The sequence below is a fragment of the Streptomyces chengmaiensis genome, assembly GCF_029846775.1.
Classification (GTDB): Bacteria; Actinomycetota; Actinomycetes; order Streptomycetales; family Streptomycetaceae; genus Streptomyces; species Streptomyces chengmaiensis.
Map to the genome: position 1 here is coordinate 165,431 of NZ_JARWBG010000004.1, position 18,175 is coordinate 183,605.

The following is an 18,175-nucleotide window of genomic DNA, read 5'->3' on the forward strand; positions in this document are numbered from 1 at the left end:
CAACGGAAAGGAACGAGCGCTCATGCGCGAGATCCTCGGAAGGCGACGCAGGCTCCGGTTCCGGCGCAGGAGAGGGCCTGCTCAGCTTGATGCGGCGCTCGTCTGCGCCGTCGAGTGGGAATGGCCCGTGCTTCCCGGTGTGGGGCGCGGCGACCGGCCGGGCCGACGCTGCGCCTGCCCGGACCCCGATTGCGTCGTTCCCGGCGCACACCCCTTCGACCCCGTCGTACTGGCCGCGACGACCGACGAGCGCTTGGTGCGCTGGTGGTGGACCAACAGGCCGTACGCGCCGATCATCCTCGCGACGGGAGGGCGTGCGCCCTGTGCACTGAGCCTGCCCGCGGCCGCTGGCGCGGCCGCCCTGTCCGAACTGGACCGTATGGGCATGCGGCTCGGACCGGTCGTGGCCACCCCCACCCGCTGGTCGCTGCTCGTCGCCCCGTACACCCTGGAGCGCCTCGGCGAACTCCTCTACCTCAAGGACTGCGTGCCGAGCTCGCTCCGCTTCCACGGTGAAGGCGGCCATCTGGTGCTGCCCCCCTCGGAGACGGGCATGGGCCAGGTGTGGTGGGAACGGGCGCCGCTGCCCGGCTCCGCGACCCCCTGGCTGCCGGATGTGGAGGCGGTGGTGGACGCGCTCGTGGAGGCGAGCGTGGGCGCCCCGGAAGCGGGCGAGGACAGCAAGCTCGCCTACTGACGGACCGACTTCGGCTGCCACCCGGACCTGGGCTGCCGCACGCAGGGCCGCCCGGCGCCCGGGGTCGGGCATGTCACCCGTACGGGTAGGAGCTCGACCGAGTTGTACGGGAATCGGGCGCACGGGCCTCCGCGCGTCCTGAACACCTCGCTATCTTCGGCCCACCGTCAACGACTCCCGCGGCATCGGCAGGTGGACCCACCATGAACCTCCGTCTGATCGGGCTGGCCGCAGTCGTGGTGTGCACCGCCCTGCTGCCGCTGGCCGCAGCGGCGGGCCCGGCCGGGGATGCACGTGCCGGAGATGTGCGGGCCGGAGAGGCGGTCCGGGATGTGCGGGCGGCACGGCCTGAGGCCGATGCCAAGGTCCGAGGAGAGCGGGGGAGCCCGGCCCGGCCGTCGACGGCGACTGGGCTGCTGCCCCGCCTGGGCGACGGTGGCGGTGATGGTGCCGATGGCGGCGATGGTGGTGGTGGCGATGGCGCGGACGGGGGCGGGGATGGGGACCGAGGCGCTGACCGCTCGTCGCAATGTGGGCCGGAAGTCGCCTCTCCCGGTGGCGTGGAAGCCCAGACCTGTGTATTGACCCACGCCGGTGAAACCTGGGGGCGCACCTACTACCGCAATGCCATGGGCAGGGAATTGAAGGCGGTGCTCACGCTGATGGGTCCCGCGGACCGCACCGTGCAGACGTACTGCGCGGTGGCGGCGGACGACGAGCCGGATGTTTGCGAAACTCCGAGAGAGCCCTCAAGAGGCGACGCGCGGAAGTATTCGGCGGTGATCGAGTTCGCCGCTGCGGACCAGGCGGAGGAAGGGCCGCTGCTGCTGCGGTCGGGAAGCAACTCGGCTGCTCGTGAAGGGCGTTGAGACGGCCGCCGGCATTGAACAGGGCTACGGCGTGGCGGCGCCTGGCGGCGGACTGAACGGGCCGTACGGTCAAGAGCCGGAATGGGCTATTCCGTAGACATGGAAGCGCCCGGTCGCTGGCGACGGGGGATGCACCAGCGACCGGGCTTCTAGAACGGTAACAAGAGATCGCCGGTTCGCAAATTCGATCTCTGGTATTCGGACAGAGATTTACTCGCCCTCAGCCCACGCGTTGTGACTGGCGTCACCAGATGCCCGCCAGCAGTGCGCCGAGCCGGACGGTTGTGGGGCTTCCCCGGCTTCCTCGACTTCCTCAGCTGAGGGTCACCTGGCGGTTGGTGAGCCCGCCGCGGGCCCGGCGCTCCTCGGCGGTGAGCGGGGCGTCGCTCGCCAGCGCGGTGGCGAGCCGCTCGGCGAACTCGGCCGCGGGCTTCTCGCACTCGTCGGCGCCCATCCCGCTGGGCAGGTCCCAGACCGGCACCATCAGCCCGTGCGCCCGGAAGGAGCCGACGAGCCTGGTGCCCTCGCCCAGTGAGGACGAGCCGGCGGCGTGCAGCCGGGCCAGGGAGTCCAGCAGCCGCTCCTCGGGGTGCGCCATGACCCAGCGGAGGTGGTTCTTCTCCGGGGTCTCGCACCAGTACGCGGCGTCCACGTCGGACAGCTTCACCGTAGGGATCGCGGCGGCGTTGGCGCGCTCCAGGGAGGCCGCCACCTCGGGGGTGGCGTTCTCCGCCGAGTCCGGGATCCAGAACTCGAAGCCGGAGTGCACGGTCGGCTGGAATGCTGCGCTCGTGTCCAGCAGATCCTGCAGCCGGGGGCCGTCGGCCGAGACGCGCTGTGCGGCGACGGGGCTGCCGGGCTCCGCGGTGAGCGCGCGCTGCAGCGTGTCCGCCAGGTCGCGGCTGAGGTCGCCGGAGGAGGTGTCGTTCTGCAGTCCGAGCAGCACGGAGCCGTCGTCGCGGCGCAGCGCGGGCCAGGCCATGGGCAGCACGGTGGCGAGCGTGACGGAGGGGACGCCCTCGGGGAGCCCGTCCTTCAGCGTCAACTCGGCGGTCGCGGCGGGAACCAGCTCGCGCATCGCGACCCAGTCACACTCGCCGGGAAGCCCCTCGAAGGGCCGCTGCACCAGCTCGGTCGCGGCGTGCGAGGCGGCCCGGCCGTGACAGGCCTTGTAGCGGCGGCCGGAACCGCAGGGGCAGGGCTCACGACCTCCGACCACGGGGACGGTCCCGTTCGCGCCCGCGGCGCCGGCTCCGTCCTTGCGCTGAGGCTTCGTCGCCTTCGTCTGGGGTCGCTTCTTGGCCATGGTGTGGCTTTCTCCCGATTGCGGCGGTGCTGCTGCTGTCTCGGGCGCGAGCCTAGCCGTCCGCCGTGCCGAGGGGGGAACGGCACGTCTCGGCGGGCCGCACCACGCTCCTTAGACGAGGTCGTCGAACGACTCCGCGAAGTCCAGACCGCCGTACCCGCCGTACCCGATGCCGGAACCGTGCCCGATGCCGGAACCGTGCCCGATGCCGGAACCGGACCCGATGCCGGAACCGGATATGGAACCAGACCTTGGACCCGTGACGCGCGTAGCGAAATCGTCATGCCGACAGGCGTTGCCGACGACCGCCCAGACCGTGACCTCGCCCGTGGCGCCGTCGCGCACCCCCCACTCCTCGGCGAGCGCCGTGATGATGTTCAACCCCCTGCCGCCGCGCGCGGTGACCGACGGCGTGGCCGGAACCGGACGGGTCGGGCCGCCGCCGTCCGTCACCTCGACCGTCAGCCGCCCGGCCGTGTCGACGCGCCAGGCTGCGCGGACGTCGCCGTCTCCCATGTCTTCGCGCTTCAGCGGTCTGCCGTGCCGGCAGGCATTGCTGAGCAGTTCGGAAAGGATCAGAACAGCGTCGTCGACCACCGCTTCGGACACCCCGCTGCGGCCCAGCTGCTCACGCATCCGGTGTCGTGCCTCACCCACGCCCGCAGGGCCATGGGGTACGGCCATGCTCGACGACGTGGGCACCTCCTGTGCCACCACCAACGCCACCCCCGAGACCTCCTTTGCCCCACGCCACGGTGTGAATGCCCCAATGGACTGGACCGGAAACCGGCCAGCGCCCGGCTGGTGACGCACTCGACATGATCGAACACGGAACGAGCGCGCCGGTGCACTCCCTGTGACGGAGGTTATGCACGGCCCAGCTGGGACAGAACCTGTTTAGGGCGATTGGTGATGATTGCCTCCACGCCGAGCCGTACACACAGCTCCACGTCCTCCGGTTCGTCGACCGTCCATACATGGACACGGTGCCCTGCCTGATGTAGGCGCTCGACGAAACCGGGATGGTTCCGGACGAGCCGGATGCCCGGGCCCGCGATCCGTGCGCCGGCCGGCAGTCGCCCGTCCCGCAGCCGGAGGCTGAGGAACTGCATCAGATACACCGTGGGGATGCACGGCGCGGCCGTCGCGACCCGGTGCAGCGACCGTGCCGAGAAGCTCATGATCCGCACGGTGGATTCGGAGGCCCGCTCGGGCGAGGCGAGGCCGAAACGCTCCAGCAGCTCGATCAGGCGCTGCTCCACCTGGCCCGCCCAGCGCGTCGGGTGCTTGGTCTCGATGGCCAGTTCGATGCGGCGGCCCGAGTCGGCGACCAGTTCCAGCAGCCGCTCCAGGGTGAGTACGGAGGTGAGGGAGGGATCTCTCCAGTCAGGGCTCTCCGTCGCATCCTCGCGGCCCTTCCAGTTCCCGAAGTCGAGTGCGGCGAGATCCGCCAGCTCAAGGGCGGAGACGGCGCCGCGGCCGTTGGAGGTGCGATTGACGCGGCGGTCGTGAACGCACACGAGATGGCCGTCGGCGGTGAGCCGCACATCGCATTCGAGGGCGTCCGCGCCGTCCTCGATCGCCTTCATATACGCGGCGAGGGTGTGTTCCGGGGCGTCTTCCGACGCGCCTCGATGGGCGACGACCTGGATGCGATGCTGCCGTGCTGGGGTCACCGCGTCATGGTGTCATCGGGGTCCGAGGCGGGTACGCGCAGGGTCTATGTCGCACTGGCGGGGGCGACGTCTGAAATATCCGATATAAAGACTCCAGGGAATCGCACAGGTCCTGCTTACAGTGGCCTGACGTGCTGTGAGACAGGCTGGTGCAGACACCTGCACAGCGGAGACCAGCGGAACAAGCCGGTGAAGACTGACTGAGGAGACGACAGCGTGAGCACCGAGAACGAGGGCAAAGACGTTCCCACTGCCCCGGCCGCCGCGCCCGATCCCGAGGGCAGTCCCGCACCCGCGCAGGAGGCGCCGACCCCTCAAGCGCCGACTCCTGAAGCCCCGGTGCCTCCCCCTCCGGCCTCTGCCCCTCCGGCCTCTGCCCCGGCTCCTTACGGTTCTGCGCCCGCCCTCGATGAGCCGGCAGCGGACAGCGGCATGCCCGCGACCGCGGCGGGAGCGCACGGACACTCCCCCCAGTCCGGACACGCCCCCGACCCCGCGTCCGAGACGCCGCCCGCCGCCTACGGCGGTCAGACGCCGCCGCCGTGGCCGCCGTCCCCGCCCACCACCCTCCCCTCCTATGGCGGCGGGGGCGGCGGCGACCACACGTGGGGTGCGCCGCTTCCGCCTCCCCCCGCACCTCCGCGCAGGAGGACCGGCGGGCTGGTCGCGGCGGTGCTCGCCGCCGCGCTCGTCGCGGGAGGCGTCGGGGGAGGCATCGGCTACTGGGCCGCGGAGCGCAACGACAACAGCGCCGGCACCACGACGGTTTCGGCCGCCGACTCCCCCCGCGAACTCCGGCGTGATCCCGGCACGGTCGCCGCAGTGGCCAACAAGGCGCTGCCCAGCGTGGTGACCATCGAGGCCAAGTCGGGCGGCGACGACGACCTCTCCGGCCAGGGCGAAGGCGGCACGGGCACCGGCTTCGTCTACGACAAGCAGGGCCACATCCTCACCAACAACCACGTCGTGGCCTCCGCCGCGGACGGCGGCGCCCTCTCGGCGACCTTCTCCGACGGCAAGACCTACGACGCCGAGGTCGTCGGCCGTGCCCAGGGCTACGACGTAGCCGTGCTGAAGCTCAAGAACGCGCCGCCGGGACTCAAACCGCTGCCCCTCGGCAACTCCGACAAGGTCGCGGTCGGCGACTCGACCATCGCGATCGGCGCGCCCTTCGGCCTGTCCAACACGGTGACGACCGGCATCATCAGCGCCAAGAACCGCCCGGTCGCCTCGGGCGACGGGACCGGCGGCCGCAACTCCTACATGAGCGCCCTGCAGACGGACGCCTCCATCAACCCCGGCAACTCCGGAGGCCCTCTCCTGGACGCGCGCGGCGCGGTGATCGGGATCAACTCCGCCATCCAGTCCTCCGGAAACGGCTTCGGCCAGTCCCAGGCGGGCTCGATCGGCCTCGGCTTCGCCATCCCGATAAACCAGGCGCAGACCGTCGCCCGGCAACTGATCAAGACGGGCGAGCCGGTGTACGCGGTCATCGGCGCGACAGTCGACATGACCGGCCGCGACACCGGCGCCCGCATCGCCGACCGCGGCGCCGACGGCACCCCGGCCGTCTCCCCCGACGGCCCTGCCGCCAAGGCCGGCCTCAAAGCGGGCGATGTCATCACCGGGTTCGACGGCAAGCCGGTCGACAGCGGCCCCACCTTGATCAGCGAGATCTGGACCCACCAGCCGGGCGACCAGGTCACCCTGACCTACGAACGCGACGGCAAGGAACGCAAGGTCACCCTCACCCTGGGCGAACGCAAGGGCGACAGCTGACCAACCCCACCCTCACCACCCACCCGAGGCCGGTAGGCTGTAGGCCGCCCCACCGCAGGCCGGACGGGGCGAGGGTGGGTTGCCCGAGCGGCCTAAGGGAACGGTCTTGAAAACCGTCGTGGCGCGAGTCACCGTGGGTTCAAATCCCACACCCACCGCTTGCAGGTCAGAGAAGTAGCAGGTCAGAGGGCGCGGCTCCGATTCGGAGCCGCGCCCTCTGCGTTCACCTTGTCTCACCCTGCGCCGCCCGTATCCCACCTCTGATCAGGGCGTGTGGGCCATCTGTGGGCCAAGATTCGGGTCACTCGTCGCCGCTCAGCCCCTTGTCGATGAGGTCATTGGCGAGTGTCTGCTGACCGCGCAGGATCTTCGCGTAGAAGCGGAACAGCACGGTGAGGCTGTGCCCCGCCCGCCGGGCGACTTCGACCGGGTCCACGCCGGAGTTGATCCACAGGGAGACGCCGGCGTGCCTGAGCGAGTACGGGACGTCGGCGAGCGGCGACGCTGCCTCCGCCTCGGTCAGGGCCTCGCCGCGCGCCGTGTCCCAGATCTCGCAGTACTCGGTGGACCGCACCCGGCCGCCGCGGGCCGCGCGGAACAGCCGTCCGTCCTCGGCAGTGCCGTACGCCTTGAGGTGGTCGCGGAGCATCGCCGTGAGAACGGGCGGGATCGGCACGGGCCTGGTCGCCTTTCGCGCCCTGCGCTTCAACCCGCGCTGCTCGAACGATGCGCCGTCGTCGGTCCACCCGGAGCCGACCTCCGGGCGGCTTCCGGCGAGGATCAGCTCACCCCACCCGGTCTCAGGCAGCTTGCAGTCCGCTTCGGTCAGGGCCGCGATCTCAGACGGCCGCATGGCCGCGTAGTAGAGACAGCCGAAGAACGGGGCCAGGTGCGCGCCCCTGGTTCCCTGGTCGCGCACGGCCGCGATGAGTGCGGCGGCTTGCTTGGGGTTGGGGACGTACCGGAAATCGACCTCGTCGTCCTTGGTCGGCGGCTCCCAGTCGACACGGGCGAGCGGGTGGACCGAAAGGATGTCCTTCTCGATCGCGTAGCGCATGGCGTTGCTGAGGACCATCCGCTTGCGGCTAACGGTGTTGTCGGCGGCGGGCTTCCCATCGAGTCTTCGGGAAAGAGCGTCCAGGGCGGCTCGCATCCGGTCCGACTTGGCCGCGTCGGTGACCTTGAACGAGTGCTTCGCCAACCAGGTGAGAGCCGACTGCACTTCTGCCGGCGGCTCGTCCACGTCGGCGCGGGAGACGAACGTGCCGTCGTCGGCCTGGACCGCGCGGAACGCCCAGGAGTACAGGGCGATGCGCAGCACCTCCGGCTCCGGTGCACCCCGCGTCGTCGCCACAAACGCCGGCGTCACCGTGGCGAGCGCTTCCGCGATGCTCGCTCGGTGCTTGGCGGCGGCCTTGGGCCACTTCATGACCGCGTACGCCTTGGCGTGCTCGTACCAGGTAGGCGTGTTGAGCGCTTCCAACTCGCTCGCGGGCAGACCGGAGACCTCGTCGAACTGCTGGCGGTCGCGGAGCGCCGCCATGAGTTCCGAACGCCGTCCGTCTGCCTGTGTTTTGAGCTTGAAGCTCCTTGAGTGCGGGCGCGTGCCGACGCGCCACCGGAGCTCGAACGGCTTCGGGCGGCCCTTGCGTTGCCGAATGGACCAGATGTCTACGTCGTACGTGAGCATGTCTCCCCATGCCGAGAGGGACCCGCCGATGGCGGGCCCCTCTCAAGTCGCGGTGGTGCGTGGTGGTCAGGCGGCTTCCTCGTAGCTGGCGAGCCAGACGTCGAGATCGTTGCGGCGGACGCGGATCTGCCCGTTCGGCAGCTTGATGAGGCGCGGACCCTGACCGCGGGCGCGCATTCGGTAGAAGGCGGCGCGACTCATGCCGAGTTCGCTGAGAACTTCCGGGAGTTTGAGCATCTGCGGACGTGCCATCGGTGACTTCTCCTGCTCTGGGAAGGGAGCGGGGCCCGGCCCTCTCCTGTCAGAAGTGCTACATCCGCTACATCTGCTACACCGCAGGTCAGGGGCCTGCTTCGTGTAGCAGATGTGCGGGATGTAGCAGATAGCTGCTGCTACGGGGCGGCGGTGGCCGCGCCTGGCGTAGCGGATTGCGGGGCCGTGTAGCAGATGCCGGGGATCTCTTCTGCTACGGATTCACCCCGGCTGACCTGGGCTGTAGCAGATGTAGCGGATGTAGCGGACTTTCCGGGGGCCGGGGGGCAGTAGCGGGCCCAGGCGTCGGCCAGGTCCTCGGCGTAGTAGCCGCGCGGGACGGTGCCGCCGGGGGTGCGGATGGGCCGGGCTTTGACGGGCCGGTTGGCTGAGGTCATGTAGCCGCTGAGCAGCCGTCCGAGTCCGCGCGGGGTGAGCGGCTTGCCGCCCATGTCGACCCAGGGCGCGTCGTCCATCGCGGTCAGGCACTCGATGATCGCGGCGGTGGGCATGCGGTCGATGCCGCAGAACACGGTGTCGCGCAGGTCGGTCAGCAGTCGGATACCGAGCGAGGATTCGTCGTCCTGCGCGGCGGCGGTGACCAGCTCCAGGCAGGCGGCGCGGGCCCGCGCCGGCCAGTCGCCACCGGCGGCGTCGGCGACGGCGAGCAGGGGCTCCCACACGTCGGCCGGCCGGTCGGTGACCCCCTCCGGCATCTCCGGCCATGCCCCGGTCAGGGGCTTGCGCACCTGGTCGGCCCAGCGGGCGAGCCGGTCCCGCAGGGCGTGCCCCTCCTTCTCGTCACGGCGCTGCCGGTAGGGCTGGACGTGCTCGTTGGGCGCGCGGCGCCGCATGCGGATGATGACGGAGCGGGTCAGGATCGTGTCCGGCAGGGAGCCGAGTCCGGCGACCGCGACGGCGCAGTAGGAGGGGAAGGGCTGCACGCTCTGGTTCGAGCCGTCCCCAACGCAGCGGTAGGTGACGCCGGAACGGCGATGTCCGGCGTTCAGGAAGCCGCGCAGTTCCTCGTTGTCCCCGGCCTTGGGGCCGAACACGGTGTCGATCTCGTCAAAGAGGATCGTCGGCCGCCCCTCGGTGCCGGACACGGCCCGGAAAAGGGCTGCCGGGGAGGCGTTCACGGCCACCATCGGCTGCGGTACGAGGGTTTCCACGATCTCCAGCGCGCGGGACTTGCCCGAGCCCGGTTCGGGGGAGAGGAACGCCAGGCGGGGTGTGGAGTCGAAGGCGTCGAGCAGGTGGGCGTGCGCGTCCCACAGGGCGACCGCGACGTAGGCGGCCTGTGTCGGGAAGACGTTGAACCGCCGGTGGAACTGCTCGACCTCGTTGAGCAGCGCGGCCCCGTCGATGGACGGCGCGGGCGGGGTGTTGCTGGTCATGCGGCGGTCCTCCCTTCCGGGGAAGCGGTGCGGAGCGGGCAGAGGTCGCGGTGGGCGGTGTGGTCGGTGATCAGGTCGTGCACCTTGCGGTGGCCGACCGCGCTGCGGTCCCGGCCACACGCGCATTTCGAGGCGGCGGTGGGGATAGCGCCGCGTCCGGGTGCGGTGATGTGCAGCCACGCGACCGGCCACCGGCCGTCTCCCGGCTGCGGGTCAGGGCGAACAGCAGAAGGGACGCCTTCGGCGACGCCCTTCGGGACGCCCACGGCCCGCTCGGGCGTGGGTCGTTCGGCGGCGGGCGGCCGGTGGATGGCGGGGAGGCTTTTCAGAGAGGGGCGGGGAGGCGGGTTGTTCATGCCGTCTCCCGTGGCCGGCAGGTGCGGATCGACCAGTTCAGAGCGGAACGCAGAGTCGAGCGGCACTCGTACGGCTTGAGTCCCACCGACTCCCCCGCGCTCTGAAAAGCCTCCTCGACCACGTGGCGGGGGATGTCGCCCCACGCGACGAAGCGCCCCATGGACCGCGCGGCCCGAAAGAGCGTGTCCTCGCGGTTCGGCTCGCGGGAGGCGAGGATCGCGGCCTTCTCCCGCTCGAACGCCACATCCGCCACCCGCGAGCCGCTGGTGACCGGCCGCGCGATCTGCACCGGCCGGTCGGGCGTCGGGGCGGGCTTGAGCGCGTCCAGCAGCCACCCGGGCAGCGGCAGGACGGGGCCGTCGTGGATGACCTCGTACATTCCGCCGGGGGTGGTGCTGCCGGGGGCGACGACGTATCCGCCGTGCGCGCGGGTGTCGACCAGCGGGGCGAGGGCACCCGCCGTGTTGCCCAGCCGGACACCGGCGGGGGCGGTGAAGTACAGGTGCCGACCGCCGCTCACAGTCCGGATCGTGCGAGTGGTGGGGACGGCCTGTCGGGCGCGCTCGCAGAGCGCCTTGAAGGTCGTCACGCCGCAAGGCGTGTCCGCATTGCTGTTGGTCTTGGGCTTGTCGAGGTCGATCACGAGCAGTCCGGCGGGGCCGGTGGCGATGCCGACGTTGAACGCCCCTGCGGACCAGGCGGCGTGGATGCGGTCGGGGTCGCTGGTGGCGCGCTGCTCCCACTTCACGTGCCCGCCGGCGCACGGGCCGGTGCGGGTGCAGGCGTTCTCTCCGTGCAGCGCGGGGCGCTTGCCGCTGGGCACCAGCGGCAGGACGGGCCAGCCGCGAGCGGCGGCGTCGAGCGCTGCGGCGAGCAGCGCGGACTTGCGGTCATGGGTCATGCTAGTTGTCTCCAGTTCTGTGAGAAGTGCTGGCGGACGAGAGCGGCCCCGCTTCATTGGCGTGAGTGGGGGCCGCTCTCGGCTTGTCAGAAGGGCGGTTCGTCGCTGTAGCCGCCGGGGCCCCACGGGTCCGTGTGCGTGCGACGACGACGTGGCAGGCGCGGCAGCGGGAGCAGGACCCACGTGCGGTCCTCGTTCCAGCAGGGGCAGGGCTCCCAGTCGGTTCCGGCGTACTCGCCGGTCTCGTAGTCGCCGTAGTCGTGCTCGAAGCCGCTCTCCCCGGCGCAGTTGGCGCAGTCGGGGCGGGGCGTGTCGGCGAGGATGAGCGCGGGGCCGGGGCCAGGTAACCCGGCGGATGCGCAGTCGGGGCACTGTCGTCTCCTCAGCGGTGGTTGATGGTTCCGTTGGCGCGGCCGAAGAGGCCGGTGGCGGTGATGTTCTGTGTGATCTGCGTGGGGGCGGCCCGGCCGCGGCTGCGGCGGGCGGTGCCGAGGAGCAGGGGGAGAGCGATGGCTCCGGCGGCGATGAGGGCGACGGCGGCCCACAGGGCTTGGCTCATGGCGATCAGTCCCGGTGCGGCGTAGGAGAGGCCGATGCCGCCGGCGGCGACGCCGCTCCCGATCGTCGGCGCGAGGAGAGCGGTGGTCTTGGCCCACGTCGGAATCGGCTGCGCGACCGGTACCGGCTGAGGCGCGGGCGCGGCCAGGGACTGGGTGTAGGCGAGGGTGCGGATACCGCCCGGCAGGGTGACGAGTTGAACGCCGGGCGGGATCTCGTGCGGCAGCATCTCATCGTGCCGGACGGACGGCTGCGCAGGGACGGTGGTGATCTCGTACGGGGTCTGGGAGGGCACAACGGGGTCCCTTCAACGACGGAGGGCAGCACCCCGCCGTGGGGTGCTGCCCGGTGCCTTGCTTGTCGTGTCGCTTGTCGTCTGCCTTGTCGTGCGGCTTGTCGCTTGTCTTGTCTTGTCGCTTGTCGCCTTGCAGGTCACAAGCCGTTTCCGGCCCTCACAGAGCCGCCCGGGGGCGTTCCTGCGGGCGCGGGTGACAGGTGACAAGGGCTCACGCTTCGGGGGCGTGGCGATGGTGGACGTAGCGGGCTTTGGTACCCGCTCCGACACGGACGGCGGTGCCGTCGTCGGTCCACGTCTTGAGCCATCCGACGACGGTCTGCCGGGTGGTGCCGTGCTCGTCCGCGAGCGCTCGGGCGATCGCGGACGCCCCGGTTCCTTCCGGGCCGGCGGCGAGCAGCAGCGCGAGCGCGGCATCCTTCGCGGCGTTGTCCTCACCCCGCAGAGCGGACAGGTTCAGCCCGGCCGCCGTGGGCGGCTGCTCCGTCGCCGCGCCCGGCTCGGTGGTGCCGGGTTCGGGGGCGGTGGCGAACTGGGCGTCGATCTGCTCGCGGAACCGGCGCGCCAGCTCCTCCTCGGCGGACGTGCGCGCGGGCCGCTGCTCATCGCGGAGCGCGGAGAGATTCAGCCCGCCCGTGCTGCCATTTTCCCGCTGTGTGGGGGGCGCGGGCTGGTCGTCGCGCATCCATGCGGTGCGGGCGTGGTCCCAGCGGCGGGCGTACTCGGGCCCGGCCGCTTTGCTCGAGACGGTGTCGAGGGTGGGGTGCCGGTCGGATGTGGCGGCGACGATGTCGCGGATCTGGTTGGGCAGGATCCGCCACGACTTGAACAGCGCCGGGGCCGATTCGGGGGTGCCCATGAACCCGGCGCCCTTGTACGGGGCCTGGTCGACGCGCAGCCCGCGAGAGCCGGGGAACTGCTTGCCCAGGTCCATGCCCTCAGTCTCGCCACCGGTCAGGGCAACGCGGACCTTGGCTTCCCGGCGGATCATCAGGTTCCCGAGCACGGCCCCGGTGGCTCCGAGCGCGGTCAGGACTGTGCGGATGCCCATGGCGCGGGCGATCCGGATCACTTCCAGGATCTTGGCGGCGAGCTTGCGGGATTCCTTGTCGGTACCGGCCAGGATCTCCGCGCCCTCATCGATGACCAGCATGATCTGCGGAATCTGCGCGCTGACGGGCAGCAGGTCCGTGTTCGCCTTCGACATGAGGTCCTGGTAGGCCATCTTCCGGTGCTTGGCGACCCGCACCACCGCATCGAGCATCAGCTCGGCTTCCTCCGCAGTGGAGGCGAGCCAGTCCACGCCGGGCCGCATCCCCTCCCCGTCACCCGCGAGGGCGGGTCGTACCCAGGGCAGGCCGGCCGATCCGGCGTTCAGGTCGATCACCCAGGTCAGGACGTCGGTGGTGCGGGCGAACCCGGCGAGGATCGTGTGGACCATGTTCGTCTTGCCCGAGCCGGTCGGCCCGACGACCAGCGCGCACTGCTCGCGTAGGTAGGCGCGGACCTCGTCCGCGTTCGTCCGCAGCCCCCACGGGATCCCGGTGTGCAGGGAGAGGGGGCCGTAGTCGGTGGGGTAGGTGACCTCGGCCGCGAGCACGTTGACCGTGGTCACGTCGATGAGGACGCGGCCCTGGTCGATGCCCTGGGAGGCGGTGGCGGTGCAGCCGTGCGGCAGGCGTGCGTCGGCGGACAGCCGCGCCGACTCACGGGCGATCTTGTCGTAGGTGGTGCCGCCGGCGGGGAGTTCGGCGTCGATGGTGAACCCGGCACCCGTGGGCCACTGCTCGACTGCGAGCACCCGGACGGTGATGCCGCATACGCGCTTGATCCGGTCGACCCACTCGGTGGCGATCGCCCGACGTTCGGCGGACAGCTCCCGCGAGATCTGCCGCTCAGCAGCGGCGATGGCCTCCAGCTCCCGCGCCTCTTCGCGCAGGAGGGTGGCGCGGGCGGCGGCCCCCATGCCGACCCCGAACGTGGCCAGGGACCCGAGGGCGGCCCAGTTGAGCGGGCCGGTAGTCATGGCCCACGTTGTCCACCCGGCGCCGATAAGCCAGGAGGCGGCGCGCATCCCGATCGTGCGGGCGGAGAGGCGTTCGCGCAGGCTGGTGACGGTGTGGCCGATGGCTCCGGCCGTGCCGATGGCGAGGGCCCAGCCGGGCGGCATTCCGGCGGCGGCGCCGGTGGTGGCGACGGCGAGGCATCCGGTGGTGGCGGACAGAGCGCCGGTCACGGGTCCGTGACCGGCCGCCCAGTCCCACACCGGCCCCGTGTTCGTGGCGGTGTTGTTTGCCATGGTCAGACGTTCCATCCCTTCTCGGCCTCGGGCCCGTTGCGCGGGTCCTCGTGGCGGGCGATGTCCTGCTCGTGCGCGGTGCGGAACAGCGGGCCCATGTCCTCCGCGACCGCCACCGCGCTCATCAAGGCGCCGAAGATGTCGTTGAAGCCGTCCGCGACTTCCTTCTCCAGCGGGAACTCCGAGTCCGCGCGCTCGGCGAGGATCCGCATCACATTCGCCACGCTGGTCAGCGCGGCGGGCAGTCCTTCGACCATGGCCAGGATCTCCATGGCGTTGTCGGGGTCGTAGTTGTTGGCGGCGGATTCCATCTCCGCCGCGTACTCCTCGAACCGGAAACCGGACACGATCTCTCCCTCACTCGTCGTGCTGCTGTCGGGTGCGGCGGGGACGACACCGGCCGGACGCTCGGCCGTGTCCCCGATCTGCTCGGCGTCGTTCGCTTCCGCGTCGGCGGCGGCCTCGTCGTCCTGCAGAGCGGCGAGGGTGGCCTCGTCGCGCTGCTCTCGCTGCTCGGCGGCGGTGCGCATCATCCGGGCGTAGAGGCGGCGGCCGGGGTGGATGAGCCAGGGGAGCCCGAGCTTGCGGCCGATCGGGGACGTGATCAGACCGACCAGACCCAGGGCACCGGCCAGCAGCGCGGCGAGCAGGCGGCGGCGCTGGAACCGGGCCGCCGACCGCAGCAGCGCCTTACGCGCCTTCTGGCGGGCCGGTGCCTTGCGCGCCTGATCACGTTCGGCAGCGACCTGCCCGGCGGCCCGCTGGTCACGCGCCTTACGGGAACGCTCTATCGCCGCGCCGCGGGCTTTCCCGACGCGTCCGGCGGCTTTGCCCACGGCCCGACCGACCGGGCCCTTAGCGGCCAGGCCGGCGGACCGCTGGTCGGCCTTCGCCTGCCGCCGGGTATCAGCGACCGAGCGCCGCGCGCCCGTCGTCTCGTTCCGGCGAGCGGCCCGCGACGGCGACGACTGCCGGGCCGCTTCCCGCAGCGCCTTGACCTGCCCGACCTTGCCCCTGTTCTTGCCGGACGCAGCGGACGGCGACCCCGCGGCAGCCTTGCGACCACCGCGGTTCAGCCCTTCCGACTTGGTGCCGGTGAGGGAACCGATCGCAGCCGTGCGCGGCTTACCCCAGCCGCGACCAGCGGCCCTGGTGGTGCCGGCGCTTCCGGTACGGGACTGGCCCGGCACCCGCCCGGCACCCGGTCGCCGCGCGCGTGCGGCTCCGGCTGCTGTGCCCGTGCGGTAGCCGCGAGCGGCACCCTTGCCCTTCTGGTCGCGGCGGTTGCGGGCTGCGGCGGCGGTGCCGAGTACGACCGCGCCGGTGGCGACGACGGCGAGTGCGGCCGGGCCGCCGACCATCGCGGCAGCGGCCATCACGGACGTGGTGGCGTTCGTCCCGGTCAACGCGAGCGGGACGACCGGCCACCCGCCCGGCGTGTGGTCGACGTCGGCAGCGGCCGGGGCGGGCACCGGGTCGGGTGCCGGGGGCGGGGTGATGTCCGGCGGGGCGTCGGGGCCCGCTACCGGCGTGATGGTGGTGTCGGTCATGCTGTGTGCACTCCCTTCGGGAGATCAAAGGCCCGGACGCGGGCTTGGGAAGGCAGCGCGTCCGGGCCTTGCTCATGGGGTGGTGCGGTGCAGGTCAGAGCCGGTTCGGCTCCAGGGAGAAGAAGACGACGTTGCCCGTGGACAGCTCCGGGTTCTGCTCACCGATCTGGTTCCGCAGCGCCGTGAAGACGTCGTGCCGACTGGCGCCGGGGGTCGGGGTGAAGGTGCCGTACCAGGTGCTGGACATCCGGCCGGGGAGTTCGAGGGTGAGCACGTAGTGGTGGCTGCCCTGGTTCGTGGCGGCCGGGGCGGTGCTCTGCTGAGTCTGGCTGCTCATGGGGTGTTCTCCTGTCGTGTCAGGCGGCGAGGGTGGGTGAGTCGTGGCAGGGGGTGCACATGCCGAGTGAGCGCGGGATGCGGTACCCGGCGTCGCGGCGGCAGTTCGGACAGATGCGCTGTGCGGCGTTCGCCTTGGCGAGAGCCGCCCAGCGGGCCGGGGTCATGGGCCGGACGGGCTTGGCCTCATCGATGCGGTACAGGTGGGCGACCAGCGGGCCGCGACGGCGGCGCGGGCGCTGCAGCTCGGCGGCGACGTCCTGTCCGCCGGGCCGCAGCCCGAGGGTGCGCAGCTGGCGGTAGGTGGCGTAGCCGTCCGGGGCGAGCCGCCACCGGAAGGTGGGCAGCGTGCTCACGGCGTCGCGCCTTCAAGCGTCCGGCCGGCGACCGCGTCGCGGTGCTCCTGGTAGCGGGTGGAGACCCAGCCGATGGACCAGCCGCACAGCTCGGCAGCCGACCGCACCGGAAGCCCTTCACCGAACGCGGCGTGCACGATCCGGCGCGCGTGGTCTTCGGGCAGCTTCTCGTTCACCGGGCCGCCGGACAGCAGTGCCGCACGTTCACGGCGGGCGGCTTCCTCGCGCTGCTGCTGCTCCTCCTGGCGGCGCTGGGCGGCCTGTCGTTCAAGCTGTTCACGCTCGCGCTGCTGCTGTTCACGCTCGCGTTCACGGTGTTCACGGGCTTCACGATCGGCACGCTCCCGCGTCTCCCGCTGCTCGCGTTCCTCGCGCCGTGCCGCCTCCTCCCGCTCGGTCTGTTCACGGGCGAGGCGGGCTTCGTGCTCGCGCTGTTCACGGGCGAGCGCGGCGGCGTGCTCGCGTTCCTCGCGGGCCCGCTGCTCGGCCGCCTCACGCCGCTGCTGCGCCGCGCGTTCACGCTCGGTCTGCTCGGCCTTCTGCTGCGCTTCCTGCGCGTCCAGAGCGGCGGTGATGGCGCGGCGGTAGGCGAGTCCGGTCTCTGCCGTGACGATCAGCAGCAGCGGCGCGACCGCGTGCACGGCCACGCCGACCAGGTCTTTCCTAAGTGCGGAGTCGGCCACATTGAGGGCGAGGGTCATGCAGCCGGTCATCCAGCGCAGCACGACCGGCCACCGCCCGCCGTTGCCGCCCAGGCGGGCCAGGACGGCATCGAGGCGGACCACGATGACGACCGCAGCGTCCACCACCAGCGGCAGAATCGGCGCGGTCCAGTCCCACTCATCAGGGGTGTGCGCGGCGGCGAGCGGGGTGACCGTGAGGATCGAGTAGAGCATCGCCCCCGCCACGATCAGCCACGTCCCGACCGACAACGCACGCTCGGCTGAACGGATCTGAACACTGTTCACCACGTCGCCTCCCGCACCGTGACCGACGCGATCAGCAGCACCGCCGACGACGGGTCGTCAGGGCTCTCGCTGTCCTCGGTCCACTCCCACCGCGCCCCGTCCGTGAGCGCGTAGCCGAGCGCGTTCAGCGCCCGTGAACGCGCCTGAACAGTCAGCACCACCGCACCGCCGCCCAGGTCCCGCTCAGGCCACGCCACACACGTGTTGAGCAGCACCACATACAGACGCCACCGGCCCCGGCGGCGCGACATCTGCGCCGTGAACGCGGCGGCCATCACGCCACCTCCGGCGCACCGGCCACGCCCCGGTTGGTCAGCTCACGGCGGGCGACCAGCACCCGCCGGCGCGCCCGCCGGATCCGGCGCACGTCCAGCGGCGACGGCTCCCGGTCCAGCGTGACGATCTGCGCGTCCAGCAGCTCCAGCTCCGCCGTGATGACCGGCATCTCCAGTTCGATCGCGTCCAACTCCGCGGCCGTGGGCTCGCAGTCAAAGTCGAGGGCGGTAACAACCGCCTGAACAGCACCGATGTGCTCCATGAGTCGTGTTCCTCTCGCGTAGGAACGGCTCAAAGAAGCGGCCCCGGTGCTCCAACACCGGGGCCGCACGCCGTTGAAGTCGGTAGATCCGGCTCCCCTCAGCGCTCGTACGAGACGAGCAGCGGAGGCAACCGGCCGCAGCGTCTGCTGCGCGGTCGTTCAGACCTCCGATTCGCGTGGTCCGCTGACCCCGGGGAGGTCTGGTTCCCGGGGCGCGTCGCGGCGTCAATGTCGGCCACGCGGTTCTTTAGAGCCGATGGCGTGTCCCCCTGCACGGGGTGTGGGGCCCGGTTGTGACGCGGGCCCGGTCTCGGTCGGCTGTTCTCCACTCGTCTCGGCCGGCGTCCTCAC

General features: G+C 71.5%; 19 protein-coding genes, 1 tRNA gene and 1 pseudogene. 4 read left to right on the plus strand and 17 right to left on the minus strand.

What is annotated here, in order from left to right; all coding sequences use genetic code 11:
* Nucleotides 1-22: 22 nt before the first annotated feature.
* Nucleotides 23-697, plus strand: a complete 675-nt coding sequence (locus QCN29_RS05630) for a bifunctional DNA primase/polymerase (RefSeq protein WP_279926577.1) — start codon at nt 23-25, stop codon at nt 695-697.
* A gap of 560 nt (nt 698-1,257) precedes the next feature.
* Entirely contained in the window at nt 1,258-1,566 is a 309-nt protein-coding gene (locus tag QCN29_RS36820; RefSeq protein ID WP_318036694.1) for a hypothetical protein, read from the plus strand.
* Nucleotides 1,567-1,879: 313 nt separating this feature from the next.
* On the opposite strand, the gene QCN29_RS05640 is transcribed toward QCN29_RS36820, so the two are convergent.
* The 3 genes from QCN29_RS05640 to QCN29_RS05650 form a co-directional block, all read right to left on the minus strand.
* A complete protein-coding gene (locus tag QCN29_RS05640) occupies nt 1,880-2,872 on the minus strand; it encodes a DUF5926 family protein (RefSeq protein WP_279926579.1) in 993 nt (330 codons plus the stop codon).
* A gap of 111 nt (nt 2,873-2,983) precedes the next feature.
* The gene (locus tag QCN29_RS05645) at nt 2,984-3,685 is read right to left on the minus strand and encodes an ATP-binding protein (RefSeq protein WP_279926580.1); all 702 of its coding nucleotides are present in this window, start codon (nt 3,683-3,685) and stop codon (nt 2,984-2,986) included.
* Between the two features lie 53 nt (nt 3,686-3,738).
* Complete coding sequence (locus tag QCN29_RS05650) at nt 3,739-4,548, minus strand: glycerophosphodiester phosphodiesterase (RefSeq protein WP_279926581.1); 810 nt, start codon at nt 4,546-4,548, stop codon at nt 3,739-3,741.
* Between the two features lie 216 nt (nt 4,549-4,764).
* Between QCN29_RS05650 and QCN29_RS05655 the strand changes: the two genes are divergently transcribed.
* Nucleotides 4,765-6,327, plus strand: a complete 1,563-nt coding sequence (locus QCN29_RS05655; protein WP_398859122.1) for a S1C family serine protease — start codon at nt 4,765-4,767, stop codon at nt 6,325-6,327.
* A 73-nt stretch (nt 6,328-6,400) separates the two neighbouring features.
* Nucleotides 6,401-6,485, plus strand: a tRNA-Ser gene (locus QCN29_RS05660).
* 143 nt (nt 6,486-6,628) lie between these two features.
* Here QCN29_RS05660 and QCN29_RS05665 read toward each other — a convergent pair.
* The 14 genes and pseudogenes from QCN29_RS05665 to QCN29_RS05730 form a co-directional block, all read right to left on the minus strand.
* The gene (locus tag QCN29_RS05665) at nt 6,629-8,017 is read right to left on the minus strand and encodes a tyrosine-type recombinase/integrase (RefSeq protein ID WP_279926583.1); all 1,389 of its coding nucleotides are present in this window, start codon (nt 8,015-8,017) and stop codon (nt 6,629-6,631) included.
* Nucleotides 8,018-8,083: 66 nt separating this feature from the next.
* Nucleotides 8,084-8,269: a helix-turn-helix transcriptional regulator gene (locus QCN29_RS05670; protein ID WP_279926584.1), complete on the minus strand. Its 186-nt coding sequence runs from the start codon at nt 8,267-8,269 to the stop codon at nt 8,084-8,086.
* Nucleotides 8,270-8,409: 140 nt separating this feature from the next.
* Complete coding sequence (locus QCN29_RS05675; RefSeq protein ID WP_279926585.1) at nt 8,410-9,666, minus strand: DUF3631 domain-containing protein; 1,257 nt, start codon at nt 9,664-9,666, stop codon at nt 8,410-8,412.
* The gene (locus QCN29_RS05680; RefSeq protein WP_279926586.1) at nt 9,663-10,022 is read right to left on the minus strand and encodes a hypothetical protein; all 360 of its coding nucleotides are present in this window, start codon (nt 10,020-10,022) and stop codon (nt 9,663-9,665) included. The genes QCN29_RS05675 and QCN29_RS05680 overlap by 4 nt, the downstream gene beginning before the upstream one ends.
* Nucleotides 10,019-10,924, minus strand: coding sequence for a bifunctional DNA primase/polymerase (locus QCN29_RS05685; RefSeq protein ID WP_279926587.1), 906 nt, complete (start codon nt 10,922-10,924; stop codon nt 10,019-10,021). The genes QCN29_RS05680 and QCN29_RS05685 overlap by 4 nt, the downstream gene beginning before the upstream one ends.
* An 86-nt stretch (nt 10,925-11,010) precedes the next feature.
* A pseudogene (locus QCN29_RS05690) lies at nt 11,011-11,296 on the minus strand (hypothetical protein).
* Nucleotides 11,297-11,306: 10 nt separating this feature from the next.
* Nucleotides 11,307-11,777 (minus strand): hypothetical protein, encoded by a 471-nt coding sequence (locus QCN29_RS05695; protein ID WP_398859123.1) that lies wholly within the window; start codon nt 11,775-11,777, stop codon nt 11,307-11,309.
* Between the two features lie 211 nt (nt 11,778-11,988).
* Nucleotides 11,989-14,076 carry a P-loop NTPase family protein gene (locus tag QCN29_RS05700; protein WP_279926588.1) on the minus strand — a complete coding sequence of 696 codons (2,088 nt, stop codon included), beginning with the start codon at nt 14,074-14,076 and terminating at the stop codon, nt 11,989-11,991.
* Between the two features lie 2 nt (nt 14,077-14,078).
* Nucleotides 14,079-15,626, minus strand: a complete 1,548-nt coding sequence (locus QCN29_RS05705; protein WP_279926589.1) for a hypothetical protein — start codon at nt 15,624-15,626, stop codon at nt 14,079-14,081.
* A gap of 94 nt (nt 15,627-15,720) precedes the next feature.
* On the minus strand, nt 15,721-15,963 hold the full coding sequence (locus QCN29_RS05710) for a hypothetical protein (protein WP_279926590.1): 243 nt from the start codon (nt 15,961-15,963) through the stop codon (nt 15,721-15,723).
* A gap of 19 nt (nt 15,964-15,982) precedes the next feature.
* Complete coding sequence (locus QCN29_RS05715) at nt 15,983-16,318, minus strand: RRQRL motif-containing zinc-binding protein (RefSeq protein ID WP_279926591.1); 336 nt, start codon at nt 16,316-16,318, stop codon at nt 15,983-15,985.
* Nucleotides 16,315-17,286 carry a DUF2637 domain-containing protein gene (locus tag QCN29_RS05720; protein ID WP_279926592.1) on the minus strand — a complete coding sequence of 324 codons (972 nt, stop codon included), beginning with the start codon at nt 17,284-17,286 and terminating at the stop codon, nt 16,315-16,317. Before QCN29_RS05720 ends, QCN29_RS05715 begins: the two co-directional genes overlap by 4 nt.
* Nucleotides 17,283-17,561 carry a DUF6303 family protein gene (locus QCN29_RS05725; RefSeq protein ID WP_279926593.1) on the minus strand — a complete coding sequence of 93 codons (279 nt, stop codon included), beginning with the start codon at nt 17,559-17,561 and terminating at the stop codon, nt 17,283-17,285. Before QCN29_RS05725 ends, QCN29_RS05720 begins: the two co-directional genes overlap by 4 nt.
* A complete protein-coding gene (locus QCN29_RS05730; protein ID WP_279926594.1) occupies nt 17,561-17,824 on the minus strand; it encodes a DUF6284 family protein in 264 nt (87 codons plus the stop codon). Before QCN29_RS05730 ends, QCN29_RS05725 begins: the two co-directional genes overlap by 1 nt.
* Between the last annotated feature and the right edge of the window lie 351 nt (nt 17,825-18,175).

Excerpts from the sequence above, each read along its gene's own strand:
- QCN29_RS05630 (WP_279926577.1), top strand. The coding sequence starts at position 23 with ATGCGCGAGATCCTCGGAAGGCGACGCAGGCTCCGGTTCCGGCGCAGG.
- QCN29_RS05640 (WP_279926579.1), bottom strand. The coding sequence starts at position 2,872 with ATGGCCAAGAAGCGACCCCAGACGAAGGCGACGAAGCCTCAGCGCAAG.
- QCN29_RS05665 (WP_279926583.1), bottom strand. The coding sequence starts at position 8,017 with ATGCTCACGTACGACGTAGACATCTGGTCCATTCGGCAACGCAAGGGC.
- QCN29_RS05670 (WP_279926584.1), bottom strand. The coding sequence starts at position 8,269 with ATGGCACGTCCGCAGATGCTCAAACTCCCGGAAGTTCTCAGCGAACTC.
- QCN29_RS05675 (WP_279926585.1), bottom strand. The coding sequence starts at position 9,666 with ATGACCAGCAACACCCCGCCCGCGCCGTCCATCGACGGGGCCGCGCTG.
- QCN29_RS05680 (WP_279926586.1), bottom strand. The coding sequence starts at position 10,022 with ATGAACAACCCGCCTCCCCGCCCCTCTCTGAAAAGCCTCCCCGCCATC.
- QCN29_RS05685 (WP_279926587.1), bottom strand. The coding sequence starts at position 10,924 with ATGACCCATGACCGCAAGTCCGCGCTGCTCGCCGCAGCGCTCGACGCC.
- QCN29_RS05700 (WP_279926588.1), bottom strand. The coding sequence starts at position 14,076 with ATGGCAAACAACACCGCCACGAACACGGGGCCGGTGTGGGACTGGGCG.
- QCN29_RS05705 (WP_279926589.1), bottom strand. The coding sequence starts at position 15,626 with ATGACCGACACCACCATCACGCCGGTAGCGGGCCCCGACGCCCCGCCG.
- QCN29_RS05710 (WP_279926590.1), bottom strand. The coding sequence starts at position 15,963 with ATGAGCAGCCAGACTCAGCAGAGCACCGCCCCGGCCGCCACGAACCAG.
- QCN29_RS05725 (WP_279926593.1), bottom strand. The coding sequence starts at position 17,561 with ATGGCCGCCGCGTTCACGGCGCAGATGTCGCGCCGCCGGGGCCGGTGG.
- QCN29_RS05730 (WP_279926594.1), bottom strand. The coding sequence starts at position 17,824 with ATGGAGCACATCGGTGCTGTTCAGGCGGTTGTTACCGCCCTCGACTTT.